Origin of the sequence: Pseudomonas sp. Seg1, assembly GCF_018326005.1 — a bacterium.
Lineage (GTDB): Bacteria > Pseudomonadota > Gammaproteobacteria > Pseudomonadales > Pseudomonadaceae > Aquipseudomonas.
The window spans coordinates 5,911,570-5,928,561 of the sequence record NZ_AP021903.1 but is presented as its reverse complement, the minus strand read 5'-3'; the positions used below and the strand labels follow the sequence as shown (position 1 = coordinate 5,928,561).

General features: G+C 60.4%; 13 protein-coding genes. 8 read left to right on the top strand and 5 right to left on the bottom strand.

The window, feature by feature from the left end; translation table 11 throughout:
* Window positions 1-27: 27 nt before the first annotated feature.
* The 4 genes from rsmA to KI231_RS26700 are packed head-to-tail and all read right to left on the bottom strand — an operon-like array spanning window position 28 to window position 5,924.
* Window positions 28-846: a 16S rRNA (adenine(1518)-N(6)/adenine(1519)-N(6))-dimethyltransferase RsmA gene (gene rsmA / locus KI231_RS26715; RefSeq protein WP_103304408.1), complete on the bottom strand. Its 819-nt coding sequence runs from the start codon at window positions 844-846 to the stop codon at window positions 28-30.
* Entirely contained in the window at window positions 843-1,832 is a 990-nt protein-coding gene (pdxA, locus tag KI231_RS26710; RefSeq protein WP_213026745.1) for a 4-hydroxythreonine-4-phosphate dehydrogenase PdxA, read from the bottom strand. Before pdxA ends, rsmA begins: the two co-directional genes overlap by 4 nt.
* Window positions 1,829-3,145: a peptidylprolyl isomerase SurA gene (gene surA / locus KI231_RS26705; protein ID WP_146041241.1), complete on the bottom strand. Its 1,317-nt coding sequence runs from the start codon at window positions 3,143-3,145 to the stop codon at window positions 1,829-1,831. The genes pdxA and surA overlap by 4 nt, the downstream gene beginning before the upstream one ends.
* Entirely contained in the window at window positions 3,126-5,924 is a 2,799-nt protein-coding gene (locus tag KI231_RS26700; RefSeq protein WP_213026744.1) for an LPS-assembly protein LptD, read from the bottom strand. The genes surA and KI231_RS26700 overlap by 20 nt, the downstream gene beginning before the upstream one ends.
* Before the next feature lie 130 nt (window positions 5,925-6,054).
* Between KI231_RS26700 and KI231_RS26695 the strand changes: the two genes are divergently transcribed.
* From KI231_RS26695 to KI231_RS26685, 3 genes are read left to right on the top strand one after another with little or no spacing between them, the layout of a single operon-like run.
* Window positions 6,055-7,074 (top strand): aminoglycoside phosphotransferase family protein, encoded by a 1,020-nt coding sequence (locus KI231_RS26695; protein WP_103304405.1) that lies wholly within the window; start codon window positions 6,055-6,057, stop codon window positions 7,072-7,074.
* Entirely contained in the window at window positions 7,071-7,742 is a 672-nt protein-coding gene (murU, locus tag KI231_RS26690) for an N-acetylmuramate alpha-1-phosphate uridylyltransferase MurU (RefSeq protein ID WP_103304404.1), read from the top strand. The genes KI231_RS26695 and murU overlap by 4 nt, the downstream gene beginning before the upstream one ends.
* 1 nt (window position 7,743) lies before the next feature.
* Window positions 7,744-8,511, top strand: coding sequence for a TerB family tellurite resistance protein (locus tag KI231_RS26685; RefSeq protein ID WP_213026743.1), 768 nt, complete (start codon window positions 7,744-7,746; stop codon window positions 8,509-8,511).
* 135 nt (window positions 8,512-8,646) lie between these two features.
* On the opposite strand, the gene KI231_RS26680 is transcribed toward KI231_RS26685, so the two are convergent.
* On the bottom strand, window positions 8,647-9,636 hold the full coding sequence (locus tag KI231_RS26680; RefSeq protein ID WP_213026742.1) for an alpha/beta hydrolase family protein: 990 nt from the start codon (window positions 9,634-9,636) through the stop codon (window positions 8,647-8,649).
* A gap of 74 nt (window positions 9,637-9,710) precedes the next feature.
* On the opposite strand from KI231_RS26680, the gene KI231_RS26675 reads away from it, so the two are divergent.
* The 5 genes from KI231_RS26675 (at window position 9,711) to KI231_RS26655 (ending at window position 16,982) form a co-directional block, all read left to right on the top strand.
* Window positions 9,711-12,107: a PAS domain-containing sensor histidine kinase gene (locus KI231_RS26675; protein WP_213026741.1), complete on the top strand. Its 2,397-nt coding sequence runs from the start codon at window positions 9,711-9,713 to the stop codon at window positions 12,105-12,107.
* 126 nt (window positions 12,108-12,233) lie between these two features.
* Window positions 12,234-12,863, top strand: coding sequence for a response regulator (locus tag KI231_RS26670; RefSeq protein WP_103304495.1), 630 nt, complete (start codon window positions 12,234-12,236; stop codon window positions 12,861-12,863).
* Window positions 12,864-13,211: 348 nt separating this feature from the next.
* Window positions 13,212-14,336, top strand: coding sequence for an ABC transporter ATP-binding protein (locus KI231_RS26665; protein ID WP_103304399.1), 1,125 nt, complete (start codon window positions 13,212-13,214; stop codon window positions 14,334-14,336).
* A gap of 49 nt (window positions 14,337-14,385) precedes the next feature.
* Window positions 14,386-15,429: an ABC transporter substrate-binding protein gene (locus KI231_RS26660; protein ID WP_213026740.1), complete on the top strand. Its 1,044-nt coding sequence runs from the start codon at window positions 14,386-14,388 to the stop codon at window positions 15,427-15,429.
* Between the two features lie 305 nt (window positions 15,430-15,734).
* Window positions 15,735-16,982 carry an ABC transporter permease gene (locus KI231_RS26655; RefSeq protein ID WP_213026739.1) on the top strand — a complete coding sequence of 416 codons (1,248 nt, stop codon included), beginning with the start codon at window positions 15,735-15,737 and terminating at the stop codon, window positions 16,980-16,982.
* Window positions 16,983-16,992 lie beyond the last annotated feature (10 nt).

Below are 16,992 nucleotides of genomic sequence, written 5' to 3'. Positions count from 1 at the left end.
GTACTGCCCGATAGCGTTCATCGCCGGTCAGTCGGCGGCGGGGGCTGGCGGGACTTGTTCGCTGAGCTTGTCAGCCAGGCGCACGAACGCGGCAAGGTCGAGTTGCTCTGGACGCAAACTGCCATCGACGCCGGCCGCTTCGATCTCGGCAGCGGTCATCAATTGCTTGAGCGTGTTGCGCAGGGTCTTGCGGCGCTGGTTGAAGGCTTCGCGCACGACGCGCTCCAGCAGGCGATGATCTTTTGCCGGGTGTGGCAGCACCGCGTGCGGCACCAGCCGGACGATCGCCGAGTCGACTTTCGGCGGCGGGTTGAACGCGCCCGGGCCGACGTTGAACAGGTGCTCTACGCGGCAGTGGTACTGAACCATGATCGACAGGCGACCCCAGTCGCCACCGCCAGGGCCTGCTGCCAGGCGCTCGACCACTTCTTTCTGCAACATGAAGTGCATGTCGCGAATGATGCCGGCGTTGTTCAGCAAGTGAAAAATCAGCGGTGTAGAGATGTTGTACGGCAGGTTGCCGACGACGCGCAGACTGTTCGGCGCGGCGTTGAGCGTGTTGAAGTCGAACTTCAGCGCATCGCCCTGATGCAGGTTGAAGTTGCTCTTGCCGGCGAACTGCTGATTGAGGATCGGGATCAGATCCTTGTCCAGTTCCACCACGTCCAGTTGCGCACCTGAGTTGAGCAGGCCGGCGGTCAGTGCGCCCTGGCCCGGGCCGATTTCCAGCAGGCGGTCTTCGGACTTGGCACTGATGGAGCGCAGGATGCGGTCGATGACGCCGGCATCGTGCAGGAAGTTCTGGCCAAAGCGTTTGCGCGCCTTGTGTTGGTATTGCTCGGTCATAAACGGGTCTCGGCCATCTGGTAGGCGGTTTCCAGGGCGACTTGCAGGCTGCCGGTGTCGATTTTGCCGCTGCCGGCCAGATCCAGGGCGGTGCCATGGTCGACCGATGTACGGATGATCGGCAAACCCAGGGTCACGTTGACGGCAGCGCCGAAGCCTTTGTACTTAAGCACAGGCAAACCCTGGTCGTGGTACATCGCCAGCACTGCATCGCAGTGCTCCAGATATTTGGGGGTAAACAGAGTGTCGGCGGGCAGCGGGCCACGAAGGTCCATGCCCTCGCCGCGCAGGCGCTCTAATGTCGGTTCGATGATGTCGATTTCTTCACGGCCCAGGTGTCCGCCTTCACCGGCGTGCGGGTTGAGCCCGCAAACGAGGATGCGTGGCTGGGCGATGCCGAATTTGTTTTGCAGGTCGCTGTGCAGAATCCGCGTGACCCGCTCCAGCCGCTCCGGCGTGATCGCATCGGCGATGTCACGCAGGGGCAGGTGAGTGGTGACCAGTGCCACACGCAAACCGCGGGTAGCGAGCATCATCACCACCTGGGCGGTATGGGTCAGGTCAGCGAGAAATTCCGTGTGTCCAGAGAAGGCGATACCCGACTCGTTGATCACGCCCTTGTGCACGGGTGCTGTGATCATCCCGGCGAAATCGCCGCAGAGGCAGCCGTTGCCGGCGCGGGTCAGGGTTTCGAGGACGAAGGCCGCATTGGCCTTGTCCAGTTGCCCGGCCACCACAGTGGCGCTGAGCGGAGTGTCCCAGACATACAGGCTGTTGGCGGGCGCCGGGGCGTCCGGCCAGTGATCCGGGCCGACATCCAGCAGATTGACGGCCAGCCCCAGCTGCGCGGCCCGCTCAAGGAGCAGGTCGCGGCTGGTGATGGCAATCAGGGGATGTGGCTGGGCTTGCGAGGCGAGCAGCAGGCACAGGTCGGGACCGATGCCGGCTGGTTCGCCGGGTGTCAGCGCGAAACGCTTGGGTTTCACTGCGCTGCCTGGTCTGCACCAGGGAGTTTGATCTCTACGTACGCTTCGTCACGGATCTGACGCAGCCAGGTTTGCAGCTCTTCGTCGTATTTGCGGTTACGCAGTACGGTCATTGCCTGCTGCTCGCGGGCCTGTTCGGTGCTGTCGGTGGCGCGACGGCCAAGGACTTCCAGAACATGCCAGCCGTATTGGGTCTGGAACGGCTTGGACAGCTGACCTTGTGGGGTCTTGGCCATCACTTCGCGGAATTCCGGCACCAGTACGTTCGGGTCGATCCAGTTCAGGTCGCCACCGTTGAGGGCGGAACCCGGGTCTTCAGAGTAGCTCTTCGCCAGAGTGGCGAAGTCTTCACCTGCCAGGATTCGCTCATACAGCGATTGAACCAGGGCTTTGGTCTTGGCTTCGTCGCGGATCGGGCTTGGCTTGACCAGGATGTGGCGCACATGCACCTCGTCACGGGTCTGGGCTTCGCCGCCGCGCTTGGCCAGCAACTTGAGGATGATGAAACCACCTGGCGTACGTGCCGGCTGAGTTACATCGCCAACGGCCATGCTGCTCAGCTCGCGATCGAACGGAGGTGGCAGTTGAGCGGCTTTACGCCAGCCCATGTCGCCACCTTCCAGTGCGTTGTCGCTGGCGGATTTGGCCACGGCCAATTGACCGAAGTCGGCGCCTTGCTTGAGCTGCTGGTAAACCTCCATGGCCTGACGTGCGGCACTCTGAATGGCTTCGGAGTTGGCGCTTTCCGGGGTCGGAATCAGGATGTTGGCCAGGTGCAGCTCTTCGGACAGTTGCATCTTGCCCAAGTCGGAGGCGAGGAAGTTCTTCACTTCCTGCTCGGAGACCTGAATGCGTTCTGCCACGCGGCGCTGACGGACACGGCTGATGACCATCTCGCGCTTGATCTGGTCACGAGCGTCGTCATAAGACAGGCCGTCGCGTGCCAGGGCGGCGCGGAACTGGTCAACAGTCATGTTGTTGCGCTGGGCGATGGTGCCGACAGCCTGGTTCAGTTCTTCATCGGTGATGCGGATGCCGGAACGTTCGCCGATCTGCAGTTGCAGGTTTTCGACGATCAGGCGCTCAAGCACCTGTTGATCCAGTACACCTGGAGGTGGCAAGCCACCTCCACGCTTGGCGATGGTCTGCTGAACTTCGTGGACGCGCTGGTCCAGTTGGCTCTGCATGACCACGTCGTTGTCGACGATCGCTACCACTTTATCGATGGACTGTACGGCGGCGTTGGCCGCCGTACCCAGGAACAGCGCGCCCAGCATCAGCGGGCGCAGACAATCAGAAAGCTTGGTCTTCACGTTCACGATAACCTTGAATGCCTTTGTCGAGGAAGCTCTCTACCTTGGCGCCAGTGAGGCCACCGAGTCCCTTCAGAACAATTTGGAGGAAGACGCCATGGTCGCCTTTTTCGTTTTGCGGAGCTTCCTGACTGAACTCGTCATAGGAAACCCAGTAACGGTTGATCAGGCGCAGTTTCCAGCAGCAGTTGTCGTACTCGAAACCACCGAAGGCTTCCAGGGTACGGTTACGGTTGTAGTCGTACTGCCAGCGGCTGATCGCGTTCCACTGTGGAACGATCGGCCAGATGACCGAGAAGTCATGCTGCTGGATCTTGTAGTAGTCCTTCACGTAGCCAGGCGTGCCCGGGGTGCCGTAGTCACCACCACCCACAGTCCATTTACCGGTGTTCTGGTCGTAACGAACCTGGTCGTTGCGATAGCGATAGCCGGCGTTGATAACCTTGTTCGGGTTGTCTTCAGGCTGGTAGTGGAACATCGCACTGCCGGAGCGTGGGCTGCGGCTGTCCGGATCCCAGTTGTAGTCAGCAGTGGTGCGCCAATCGCGGTTCCAGCGGTATTCGTATTCCAGTGCGTACGGCGAAACGTTGGATTTCGCGTCGTCACGATCGTTGAAGGCGATACCCGGTAGTTGAACCTTGCGATCCTTGAAGTACAACGCCTGGCCTACGCTGATGCGTTGACGCTCAAAGCCGTTATCTTCGATCCAGCGGCTGGTTACGCCCAGCGACAGCTTGTTCTCGTCACCGACACGGTCGGAGCCGGAAAAACGGTTGTCACGGAACAGCGAGGAGTAGTTGAACGTGGTTTCGCTGGTGTCGAATACCGGAATGTCCTCTTGATCCACCTCAGGTACATAGAGGTAGAACAGGCGCGGTTCCAGGGTCTGGCGGTAGTTTTTGCCGAAGTACGAAGTGTTGCGGTCGAAGTACAGGCCGCTGTCGATACTGGCAATCGGGACGCCACGATTCTGGTTGCTGTCGAAAGTGCCATTGAGCTTGCGTTGCTCAGGCGTCATCGCATCAATCTGCGACTTGCCAGTGCCGTCCAGGTCAAGTTGGTACTGCGTGTACTGGTACTTGAGCGATGGTTTCAGGAAACCATAGGACCAATTCATTGGCAGGCTGACACCTGGCTTCAGATTCAGACGATCGCCGTTGGCGCGGTCCAGGCCACGGATGTTGGTATCCAGACGCGGTGACGCGGTGCCATTTTCGTCGATGAAATCACCGGTTTTCAAATCACGGTCAAACCGCACAATCTCGGTCTCGTAATCGAAATTCAAACCTTCCGGGTGATACGGCAGCTGACCATTGAAGGTGATCTGCGGCAGACGACCATACGGCGTAATGTTCGAAACAGTCGCCAATTGGTACTGCTGAGCGTTCAGGCGTGCGGTGTAGTTATCACCACGATAAGTGACCGAACCCTGCTGATTCACGAAGTCGCTGGATTTCACGCCAATCTGATCGGTCTGCAGATCCTGGAAGTAGTAAGGATCGCTGATCTTGGTGTAATCAACCTGGGTGAACACACGGGAGTCGAGACCGCCCTTGTGCTGCCAGTTGTACATGTAGCGGGTTTTTTCGTAGTCGGTCTGCTTGCTGCGTTCGGTGTCGTCATCGTTCAGGTACGCAGCGCCGAACTGGCCTTCGCTGGACTTGGTCAGATAACGGAACTCGCCTTCCACCAGCATGCCGCGCTTGCTCATGTAACGCGGGTACAACGTGGCGTCGTAGTTAGGCGCCAGGTTGAAGTAGTACGGGGTGACCAGCATGAAGCCGGTGTCGGTGCCGCTGCCGATGGTCGGCGGCAGGAAGCCCGACTGGCGACGATCATCGATCGGGAAGTAGATGTATGGCGTATACAGGATCGGAATGTCTTTTACACGCAACGTCACGTTGGTCGCGGTACCGAAGCCGGTGGCCGGGTTCAGGGTGATGTTATTACCCTTGAGCTGCCAGGCGTTGCTGTTCGGTTCGCACGTGGTGTACGTGCCGTCCTTGAGACGAATGATCGCGTTTTCGGCACGCTTGGCGTACAGCGCGTTACCGCGGATGCGCGATTTGTGCATCACGTATTCGGCGTTGTCGACCTTGGCTTCACCAGTGTCGAGCTGCACATCGGCGTGGTCGCCGACGATCAGCGCGCCGTTGTCGCGGATGCGCACATCGCCGTTGAGTTCGGCGCGGCTCTCGGCCTGATACAGGCTCGCCTCATCGGACTCGACCTGCATGCTGCCCTGACGCAGGACAACATCACCGGCCAGGGTGCCAACTTGATCATCGGTGTTATAGCGCGAAGCTTTTGCGCCGATAAAGGTCGGTGCATCGCTTTTATTCGTCTTGTCATTCATGCCAGGACGAGTCGGCTCGATGTAAGCACCAGAGCAATACGGACCGGTTTCAGCCAATTGGGCAGCGGTGAGTTTCTCGCGCGGAACCCAGTCGAGGTGACTGAAGTCTTCGCTACGGGATTTCAGTCCGCGGCCCTTGGCTTCGGTCACCAGCGCTGGTTTGGCGCCAGTGTCGGAAGTCGAACCGTTCTGTGCCGGGGCTTCGCCGGTGGCGCTGACGGCACTGCCGTCATGCACTGGACGCGGAGGCAATGCAGCCGCCGGCGTCTTGGGCGAACAGTCCCAGGCACCCGTAGCCGAGACAGAGCAGTCATACTGCTCGGCGGCGACAACGAATTGACTGGCCAGAGGTTGCATAGCCAGCAGACTGCCGGTTACCAACAACGGAAATTTTTTACGAAACGCGGGGGATTTCAATGCCATCTTATTAGTCCGGGCTTCCTGCGTGCCATCTGCCCGCGGTGTGGGCCGCACGCCTCTCGATGGTCTGAAAAAGATGCTGGATAATAAAGCATGACCCGCTTGACGGCTAGCGCCGTCGGAGACCCTTGCAATGCCTGACCAAGATGTACGCTTGCAACACCTGAAAGTTTGGCTCGATGAGCAGTTGGCAATCCTGTTTGCAGATCAGGGCTGGGGCGCCGTGCCCCCGGCCACGTTGACCGCGGCCAGTAGCGACGCGAGTTTCCGCCGTTACTTCCGCTGGGAAGGCGCGGGTCGCAGCTTCGTCGTGATGGATGCGCCGCCACCCCAGGAAAACTGCAAACCGTTCGTGGATATCGCCTTTTTGCTGGCGAAATCCGGAATTAATGTGCCGAAAATTTATGCCGAAGACCTCGAACGCGGCTTTCTTTTGCTCAATGACCTGGGCAACAAGACCTATCTCGACGTGATCGATGGCGAAAATGCCGACGCATTGTTCAGCGATGCCCTGAAAGCACTGCTGGCTTTTCAGCAGTTGCCGATGGTCGCGCCGCTGCCGAGTTACGACGTCGCATTGCTGCGCCGTGAGCTGGAACTGTTCCCTGAGTGGTACGTGAAGCGTGAACTGGGCGTCGAATTCAATTCGACTCAGCAACAACAGTGGCAGCAGATCAGCGACCTGTTGATCGACAGCGCCCTGGCCCAGCCGAAAGTGCTGGTGCACCGCGATTACATGCCGCGCAACCTGATGCTCAGCGAGCCAAACCCTGGCGTGCTGGATTTTCAGGATGCGGTCTATGGCCCGGTGACCTACGACGTAACCTGCCTGTTCAAGGACGCTTTCCTCAGCTGGCCTGAAGAGCGCGTGCGTGGCTGGCTGGAAAATTACTGGCAGCAAGCCTCGGCACTGAACATCCCGGTGCAGCCGGATTTCGAAGACTTCCTGCGTGCCAGCGACCTGATGGGCGTGCAGCGTCATTTGAAAGTCATCGGCATCTTCGCGCGTATCTGCCACCGCGATGGCAAGCCGCGTTACCTGGCCGACGTGCCGCGTTTCTTCTCTTATATAGAAGCGGTGATTGCCCGTCGTCCTGAACTGGCCGAATTGCAAACGCTGTTCACCAGCCTGCGGGGTGGAGCAACAGCATGAAGGCAATGATTCTGGCGGCAGGCAAAGGCGAGCGCATGCGCCCGCTGACCCTGACCACCCCGAAACCGCTGGTACGTGCCGGCGGCGTGCCCTTGATCGAATATCACCTGCGCGCCCTCGCGGCCGCCGGTTTCAATGAGATCGTGATCAACCACGCCTGGCTCGGTCAGCAGATCGAGGATTATCTGGGCGACGGTTCGCAATTCGGCGTGAGCATTCAGTACTCGCCGGAAGGCGAGCCGCTGGAAACCGGTGGCGGGATTTTCCGTGCGCTGCCGTTGCTCGGCGACGATGCGTTCTTGGTGGTCAACGGTGATATCTGGACCGATTACGACTTCAGCGTGCTGCATCAGCCGATCAATGGTCTGGCGCATCTGGTGCTGGCGGACAACCCCGCGCATCACCCGAGCGGTGATTTCACTCTGACCGACGGGAAGGTGCACGACGGCCATCCGGACGCGCAGACCCTGACCTACAGCGGTATCGCCGTCCTGCATCCGCAGCTGTTCGATGGCTGCACGGACGGTGCCTTCAAACTGGCGCCGCTGCTACGTAAAGCCATGGCAGACGGCGAAGTGACAGGCGAGCGTCTGAAAGGTCATTGGGTGGATGTCGGTACGCATGAGCGCTTGGCCGAAGCTGAAACCTTGATAGAAGCGAGTCGCTGATATGTTGTGGCCAGGGACTCTGATTGGAGCCGGAGCGGGTTTTGCGATCGCCAGCATTCCGGGGGCCATGCTTGGGGCGTTGTTGGGACAGGCGCTGGATCGGCGCCTGCACTTGCAGAGCTGGGGGCATTTACGCGAGAAACTCGGCGGCCGGCCGATGCTGCGCAACGACGAATTATTGTTCGTGTTGCTCGGGCGTCTGGCCAAGAGCGACGGGCGGGTCACGGATGGGCATATCCAGCAGGCGCGGAACGAGATGCGCGCGCTGGAGATGAGTGAACCGGCAACGCGTCGGGCGATCGCGGCGTTCAACCGGGGCAAGTCCGGTGGCGATCATCTGCGCGGTTATCTGCGCCGCCTGAGTGCGCAGCCACACGCGGCCGAAGGTGTGTTGCGCGCCTGCTGGCGGATGGTCTGGGCCGATGGCCGGGCGGGCGTCAGTGAGCGGGAATTGTTGGCGCAGTGGGGTAAATGGCTGGGCTGGACGACGCATCAGGTGCAAGCACTGGCCAGTGATTACGAGCCCGGCAAGCGGCCCATCGTCAGTGCGGCGGTGAGCTATCAGGAGGCGATGCGCCTGTTGGGTGTGTCGGCATCCAGCGAGCCGGCGCAGATCAAGCGTGCCTATCGGCGTCTGCTCAGTCGTCATCATCCGGACAAGATTGCCGGCAGTGGTGCGACGCCAGCGCAGGTGCGCGACGCGACCGAGAAAACCCGCGAGCTGCACAACGCCTATACATTGATTCGTGAGCGGCGGGATTTTCGCTAGTCGTTAGATGTGTATCGTTTGAAGTGGCCTCATCGCGAGCAGGCTCACTCCTACAGTTGATCGGGTTCCTTCAATTGGAGCGTAATCACCTGTAGGAGTGAGCCTGCTCGCGATGGACGCGACTCGGTTTATCGGTCAGTCGGTGTTCTGCGGATTCAACCAGCCACGCACGCGGCGGAACAGCTGCTCCTGCTCAGCGTTGTTATCCGGCAGTGCCTTGAGCGCCACCTGGCTGAATGCCGACGTCTTCAAACGCTTGCTCGCCTGCATGCGCTCCAGCGCGGCATTGCGATCCAGCGGTTTGTCCATGTAGAAAATGTCCGCCGTCGGCAGCTTCAGCGTCGGCGTCAGTTCCGCCAGTGCCGGCTTGGCCTTGAGCGGTGTCTGCGCGTCGACCATGACAAATTTTTCCACCTGCGCCGTTTGCCGTTCGCTCAAGTAGCGTGCGGCCCAATACGCGCCGGTACCGTGACCGAGCACGACAATGCGCCGCGCACTTTGCTGTTCGGCGTAGGCAATGGCTGCGTCGATTCGCGTGAAGATGCGTTCGGCATCGGCTTTGGATTGTTCTTCGGTCGTCTCGGCAACCACCTGGTCAGCCACTTCAGCCCCACCGCCCGCCGCTTGCTCGATCGGTTGCGCGGTGGTGGAATCCTTGCTGCCCGACTCAGGTGCTTTCGGGGCCGCAGACGGCTCGATCACACGCGGCGCGATGGTGTCGGCTTGCAGGTCGGGCAGGGTGATGCTCAGGCTGCTCCATTCAACGTCCGGCAACTTGCGCCGCAACGGGCCGATTGCCTGAGGCCAGTCAGCGGTTTCGCCTGTGCCGGGGATGATAATCACCGCGCCTTTGGGCTCGGCGGTATTGGCCGGTTTCCACAAGGCGAGGAAGGTGTCGCTGGCGGCCTGCAACTGTTGCTGTTCCTGCGCCGGGACTTTGCGTTGCAGTGCGGCGGCTTCTTCCTGACTACGCTCAAGCAGTGGCTGGCGTTCGGCCGGTTTTTCTTCAGCGGATTTTTCCGCAGCGGCGGCCGGGGCCGGATCGGCCGCGTTGACGGAAAACGCACAAGGCAGGATCAGCGACAGGCACAATGCTGGCATTGCCAGGCGGTAGACAGAGGGCATCGGTTATTCCAGGCCAGAAAAGTATCCCGGCAGCCTAATGGGTTGGTCAGAATTTGTCAGTGTATGAGACTTCAATGAAGCGATTTTGCTGCCTGTGGGTTATCGGCTGTCTGTGGCTTCCCTTGATGGGCTGGGCGGCGCCTGCGCCACCAGCGCACGTTGCGCAGTTGTCGGCGAGTGAGCAGCAATGGCTCGCGCAGCACAACGAATTGCGCGTCGGTCTGGTGTTGCAGGCGCCGTACGCGCAATACGACCGGCGCTTGCAGCGTTTGTCCGGGGCCAACGTCGAGCTGATGAAGCTGTTGGCGAAGGCGCTCAATGTCGAGCTGAGCTGGCGCAACTTTCAGGATCTGGCGCAACTGGAAGCGGCCGCGCGCGAAGGCGAAATCGATATCGCCCCGGGGCTGACCCAGACGCCCAGCGCCCTGCGTCTTTGGCAGTTCTCCGATCCGTACATGCGTGTGCCGCAATTGGTGGTCAGCGATCAGAAGGCCAGCGGCGGGGTGGATCTGGAGAAACTCGACAGCCAGACCCGCGTCGCCGTGCGCATGCCGAGCACCACCGCCGACTATCTGCGCGGTAACTATCCGCATTTGAACCTGCAAGGCGTGCCCCTTGAGCGTCAGGCATTGCAGCTGTTGTTGAGTCAGCAAGCGTCATACGCGATCGTTGATGAGGCGCAGCTCGGTCGACTTTCGGCAGAACCGGAGTTTGCCGAACTGGTGGTGGTCGGCGATATCGGGCTGCCGCAACTGCTGCGGGTGGCATCGCGCCGTGACTGGCCGGAACTGGCCGGTATCGTCCAGAGCGCATTGCGTGTGATCCCGGCCAAGGATCTCGAACGCCTGCACAACCAATGGCTGCAACCGAAATACCCGCGACTGTCGGAGTCGCCGGGGTTCTGGCAGAACCTCAGTCTGTTGTTTGCCGTCATGTTGCTCAGTTGCGTGGCCATCGTGTTCTGGCAGCGGCGCCAGCAGCACAGTCTTGAACAGCGTCTGCTGGCCGCGCGCGAAGACATCGCCTTGCGTGCCGCCAGCGAAGAAGCCTTGCGGCTGACGCAGTTTTCCATCGACCAAAGCACCGTCGGCATCCTCTGGGTCAATTGGGACAGCCATGTGCGCTACGCCAACCGCGCGGCGGAAAACATGCTCGGTTATCCATCGGGTGGGCTGATCGAACGACCGCTGATCGACTTCGAACCGGGTTTGCACATGGACCGCTGGCTCAACCTGTGGAAACGCGCACGGGCCAGTGAAGAAGGGCCGCTGAGTTTTGAAACAAGCTGCGTACGTGCCGACGGCAGTGTTTTACCCGCGGACGTGTCGCTGAGTTTCCTGCGTTTTCGCGACAGTGAATATCTGGTGGTCTATCTCAATGACGTCACCGAGCGCCGCCGGGCACTGGCCGCGTTGCAGGAAAGCGAGGCGCGCCTGCAGGGTATCGCCGCCAACGTGCCGGGGCTGGTGTTCCGGCTGGAGCGGGCGCCGGTGACCGGGCAGATCGACTTTGCCTACATCTCCGAGGGCAGTGAAAGTCTGGTGGGTTACGCGCCAGCGGCCATCGCTCACCGCGACATGGGCCTGCGCAGTCTGGTGCATCCGGACGACAGGGCCAGTTATCACCAGACCCAGGATCAGGCGCTGGACACTGACAGCGATTGGTCGTGGCAGGGGCGAATTCTCACGCGCCAGGGGCAACAGCGCTGGGCCGAAATCAAGGCGATTACCCGACAACTGGAAGATGGCGCCTATGTCTGGGATGGCATCGTCTGGGACATCACCGAGAGCAAACGCATCGAGCTGGAACTGGCGGCGTCGCGCGAGCAACTGCGGGAACTGTCGGCGCACCTTGAGAGCGTGCGCGAAGAGGAAAAGGCGCGAATCGCCCGCGAGGTTCACGATGAGCTGGGGCAGATGCTCACGGTGCTGAAACTGGAGACGTCGATGTGCGAACTGGCCTACGCACAACTCGATCCCGGTCTGAATGAGCGGCTGAACAGCATGAAACGCCTGATCGCTCAGTTGTTTCAATTGGTGCGCGATGTGGCCACGGCATTGCGTCCGCCGATTCTCGATGCGGGGATTGCCTCGGCCATCGAGTGGCAGGCGCGACGGTTCGAGGCGCGCACGCAGATCCCGTGTCTGGTGCAGGTGCCGGACAATCTGCCGGCGCTGAGCGATGCCAAGGCGATTGGCCTGTTCCGCATCCTGCAAGAGGCGCTGACCAACGTCATGCGCCATGCTCAGGCGCATACTGTCGAACTGACGCTGGCGCTGGAGGGCGATGAATTGTGTCTGACGGTCAGTGATGACGGCGTAGGCTTTGTCGCCGCTGCCGCTCGGCCGACCTCGTTTGGCCTGGTCGGCATGCGAGAGCGGGTGCTGATCATGGGCGGGCGGCTGGTGCTGGAGAGTGAGCCGGGGGAGGGCACCAGTCTGCATGTCTGGGTGCCGGTGAATGAGGTCTGATGGTTATGTGGTGTTTGGGTCGGGCTTTCGCGAGCAGGCTCGCTCCCACATTGGAATGCTTTTCCCTGTGGGAGCGAGCCTGCTCGCGAATGACCTTGGCGCTGAATAAGAACAATGGAGAAAAACGTGATCCGTGTACTGGTAGCCGAAGACCACACCATCGTCCGTGAAGGCATCAAGCAATTGATCGGCCTGGCCAAGGATCTGCAAGTAGTGGGGGAGGCGAGCAATGGCGAACAGTTGCTCGAAACCCTGCGCAACGTGCCGTGCGAAGTGGTGTTGCTGGACATCTCCATGCCCGGCGTAAACGGTCTGGAGGCGATCCCGCGAATCCGTGCGCTGAACAACCCACCGGCGATTCTGGTGCTGTCGATGCACGACGAAGCGCAAATGGCCGCTCGCGCCTTGAAGGTTGGTGCGGCCGGGTATGCGACCAAGGACAGCGATCCGGCGCTGTTGCTCACGGCGATCCGCAAAGTCGCGGCGGGCGGGCGTTACATTGATCCGGATCTGGCGGATCGCATGGTCTTCGAAGTTGGCCTGACTGATACGCGGCCACTGCACTCCTTGTTGTCCGAGCGTGAGTTCTCGGTGTTCGAGCGCCTCGCCCAAGGCGCCAACGTCAACGACATTGCCCAGCAATTGGCCCTGAGCAGCAAAACCATCAGTACGCACAAGGCGCGGTTGATGCAGAAGCTCAACATCACCTCGCTCGCCGAACTGGTGAAATACGCGATGGAACACAAACTTCTCTAAACACACCACAAAAACCTGTGGGAGCTGGCTTGCCAGCGATGAGGGAGTGTCAGTCACATCAATGTCGGCTGACCCACCGCTATCGCTGGCAAGCCAGCTCCCACAGGTTTCTCTGTGTAGCCTGCGAATGTGGACGTACCCATTAGCGACACGCGCTTTTGCTGGTTCTTGCGGCTTGCTGCTCGGCGCTTGCAACTGCCTTATCCATTAACGCCATCCTTGTAGGGCAATCCCTACCCCCAACCTTCCATCCGGCTGAGGCGAATCTCTCCTGCGCCCCGATTTGCGTGCCTGCCGCCAGCCACTAGGCTTGATACACAAGCAGTCATCAACAACAAAGGTGTGGGTATGAGCCAGGTCGATTCAAACGCAGGGGCCAGTGATGTGCTGGTCAGCTTTCGTGGAGTGCAGAAGAGCTACGACGGCGAGAACCTGATCGTCAAAGACCTCAACCTGGACATTCGCAAAGGCGAATTTCTCACCCTGCTCGGGCCGTCCGGTTCCGGCAAGACCACCAGCCTGATGATGCTCGCCGGTTTCGAGACGCCGACCGCCGGCGAAATCCTTCTGGCGGGTCGCGCAATCAACAACGTGCCGCCGCACAAGCGCGACATCGGCATGGTGTTCCAGAACTACGCGCTGTTCCCGCACATGACCGTCGCGGAAAACCTCGCCTTCCCACTGACTGTACGTGGCTTGAACAAGAGCGACGTCAGCGACCGTGTGAAGAAAGTCCTCAGCATGGTCCAACTCGATGCGTTCGCCTCGCGCTACCCGGCGCAGTTGTCCGGTGGTCAGCAGCAACGTGTGGCCCTGGCCCGCGCCTTGGTGTTCGAACCGCAACTGGTGCTGATGGATGAACCCCTCGGTGCCCTCGATAAACAGCTGCGTGAACACATGCAGATGGAAATCAAGCACCTGCACCAGCGTCTCGGCGTGACTGTGGTCTACGTGACTCACGATCAGGGTGAAGCGCTGACCATGTCTGATCGCGTTGCAGTCTTCCATCAAGGCGAAATCCAGCAGATCGCGCCACCGCGCACGCTTTACGAAGAACCGAAAAACACCTTCGTCGCCAACTTCATCGGCGAGAACAACCGCCTCAATGGTCGCCTGCTCAGTCAGAGCGGCGAGCGCTGCGTGGTCGAGTTGGGGCGTGGCGAAAAGGTCGAGGCGCTGGCAGTCAACGTCGGCCAGACCGGTGAACCGGTGACCCTGTCGATCCGTCCGGAACGCGTGAGCCTCAACGGTTCCAGCGACCAATGCGTCAACCGCTTCTCAGGGAGGGTGGCGGAATTCATCTATCTGGGCGACCACGTCCGGGTGCGCCTGGAAGTCTGCGGCAAGACCGACTTCTTCGTGAAACAACCGATTGCCGAGCTCGATCCTGCGCTCGCCGTCGGCGACGTGGTACCGCTTGGCTGGCAGGTCGAGCACGTTCGTGCGCTTGACCCGCTGTTAGAGGCGAACTGATCGCCCCCCGTTGTACCAACACCAACCCTGCACGTGGAGAGAACAATAAATGTTGAGATCCCTGAAGTTCACCGCCCTGACCCTGGGCCTGATGGGTGCGGCAAGCGCAATGGCCGCTGGCCCGGATTTGACCGTGGTGTCGTTTGGCGGGGCGAACAAGGCGGCGCAAGTCAAAGCCTTCTATGCACCGTGGGAAGCGGCGGGCAACGGCAAGATCGTTGCTGGCGAGTACAACGGCGAGATGGCCAAGGTCAAAGCCATGGTCGACACCAAGAGCGTGTCGTGGGATCTGGTGGAAGTTGAATCGCCAGAACTGTCCCGTGGTTGCGACGAAGACATGTTCGAGCAACTCGATCCGGCGCTGTTCGGCAAAACCGAAGACTACGTCAAAGGCGCGATTCAGCCTTGCGGCGTGGGTTTCTTCGTTTGGTCGACCGTACTGGCCTATAACGCTGACAAGCTGAAAACCGCGCCGACCAGCTGGGCGGATTTCTGGGACACGAAGAAATTCCCGGGCAAGCGTGGTCTGCGCAAAGGTGCCAAGTACACCCTCGAATTCGCGTTGATGGCTGATGGCGTTGCGCCGAAAGACGTCTACAAGGAACTCGCGAGCAAGGGTGGTCAGGATCGTGCGTTCAAGAAGCTTGATGAACTCAAGCCGAATATCCAGTGGTGGGAAGCTGGCGCGCAACCGCCGCAATACCTCGCTTCCGGTGACGTGGTCATGAGCTCGGCCTACAACGGTCGTATCGCGGCGGTGCAGAAAGAATCCAACCTGAAAGTGGTGTGGAACGGCGGTATCTACGATTTTGACGCGTGGGCCATCCCGAAAGGCCTGGACAAGGCGCGTGCTGAAGCGGCGAAGAAATTCATCGCCTACTCGGTCCAGCCACAGCAGCAGAAGACCTACTCGGAAAACATCGCCTACGGCCCGGCCAATACCCAAGCCGTTCCGCTGCTGAGCAAGGACGTGCTGAAAGACATGCCGACCACCCCGGAAAACATCGCCAACCAGGTGCAGATCGACGTCAGCTTCTGGGCTGACAACGGCGAGCAACTGGAACAGCGCTTCAATTCCTGGGCTGCGAAGTAACCCGAGGCCCGCTCTCGTTTGAGGGCGGGCTTATGGTGTGCTGAGTTTGTGTGGGGAGTGAGATTTTTGTGGCGAGGGGATTTATCCCCGATCGGCTGCGTAGCAGTCGTAAAACCTGAGACTTCAATCTTCCTGACACAACGAGCTGCGTGGTCTTGGGGCTGCTTCGCAACCCATCGGGGATAAATCCCCTCGCCACAAAGGTTCGCTCTCTCAGGAAGGCTCGCTCCCAGCGGTAGTAGTGTTTCAACACAACAGCGGTGGCTCGCCACCTCTGTAACGATCAAAGATTTGCGGAGTACGTCATGGCCATCGCCGTTCCCCTGAACGAGGGCGCCAGCCCCACCTTGAAGCAGAAGCTCAAACGCGCCGAGCGGGTCAACCGCTGGAAGGCCCAGGCGCTGATTGCGCCGCTGGTGCTGTTTCTGTTGCTGGTGTTCCTGGTGCCGATCGTGGCGCTGCTCTACAAAAGCGTCGGCAACCCCGAAGTGGTCGGCGGCATGCCGCGCACGGTGGCGGCCATCGCCAGTTGGGACGGCCGTGGCTTGCCCGCTGAGCCGGTCTACAAAGCCGCCGGCGAAGACCTCGCCGAAGCACGCAAAAACCAGACGCTGGGCGATCTGTCCAAGCGCTTGAACATGGAGTTGGCCGGCTATCGCAGCCTGCTGACCAAAACCGCCCGGGCGCTGCCATTCGCCAGCGAACCGGCCTCCTATAAAGAAGCACTGGAAGCGCTCGACGAGCGTTGGGGCGATCCGGCCTACTGGCAAGCGGTGGAACGCAACACCAGCAGTATCACGCCTTACTACCTGCTGGCGGCGGTCGACCACCGTATCGACGACCTCGGCGAAATCGCCCCGGCCACGCCGGATCAGGCGATCTACCTCGATATCTTTGCCCGCACCTTCTGGATGGGCCTGATCATCACGGTGATCTGCCTGCTGCTCGCTTATCCACTGGCGTATCTGCTGGCGAACCTGCCTTCTCGCCAAAGCAACCTGTTGATGATTCTGGTGCTGCTGCCGTTCTGGACTTCGATTCTGGTACGGGTCGCCGCATGGATCGTGCTCCTGCAATCAGGCGGGTTGATCAACAGTGCGCTGCTGGCCATGGGCATCATCGATAAACCGCTGGAACTGGTGTTCAACCGGACCGGCGTGTACATCTCGATGGTGCACATCCTGCTGCCATTCATGATCCTGCCGATCTACAGCGTGATGAAAGGCATCTCGCCGACCTACATGCGCGCCGCGATCTCGCTGGGCTGCCACCCGTTCGCCAGTTTCTGGCGGGTGTACTTCCCGCAGACCTATGCCGGTGTCGGCGCCGGTTGCCTGTTGGTGTTCATCCTCGCCATCGGCTACTACATCACCCCGGCGCTGCTCGGCAGTCCGAACGATCAGATGGTCAGCTACTTCGTCGCGTTCTACACCAACACCAGCATCAACTGGGGCATGGCCACTGCGTTGGGCGGCTTGCTGCTGCTGGCGACCGTGGTGCTTTATCTGATCTACAGCTGGCTGGTGGGCGCCAGTCGCCTGCGCCTGAGCTAAGGGGAATTTG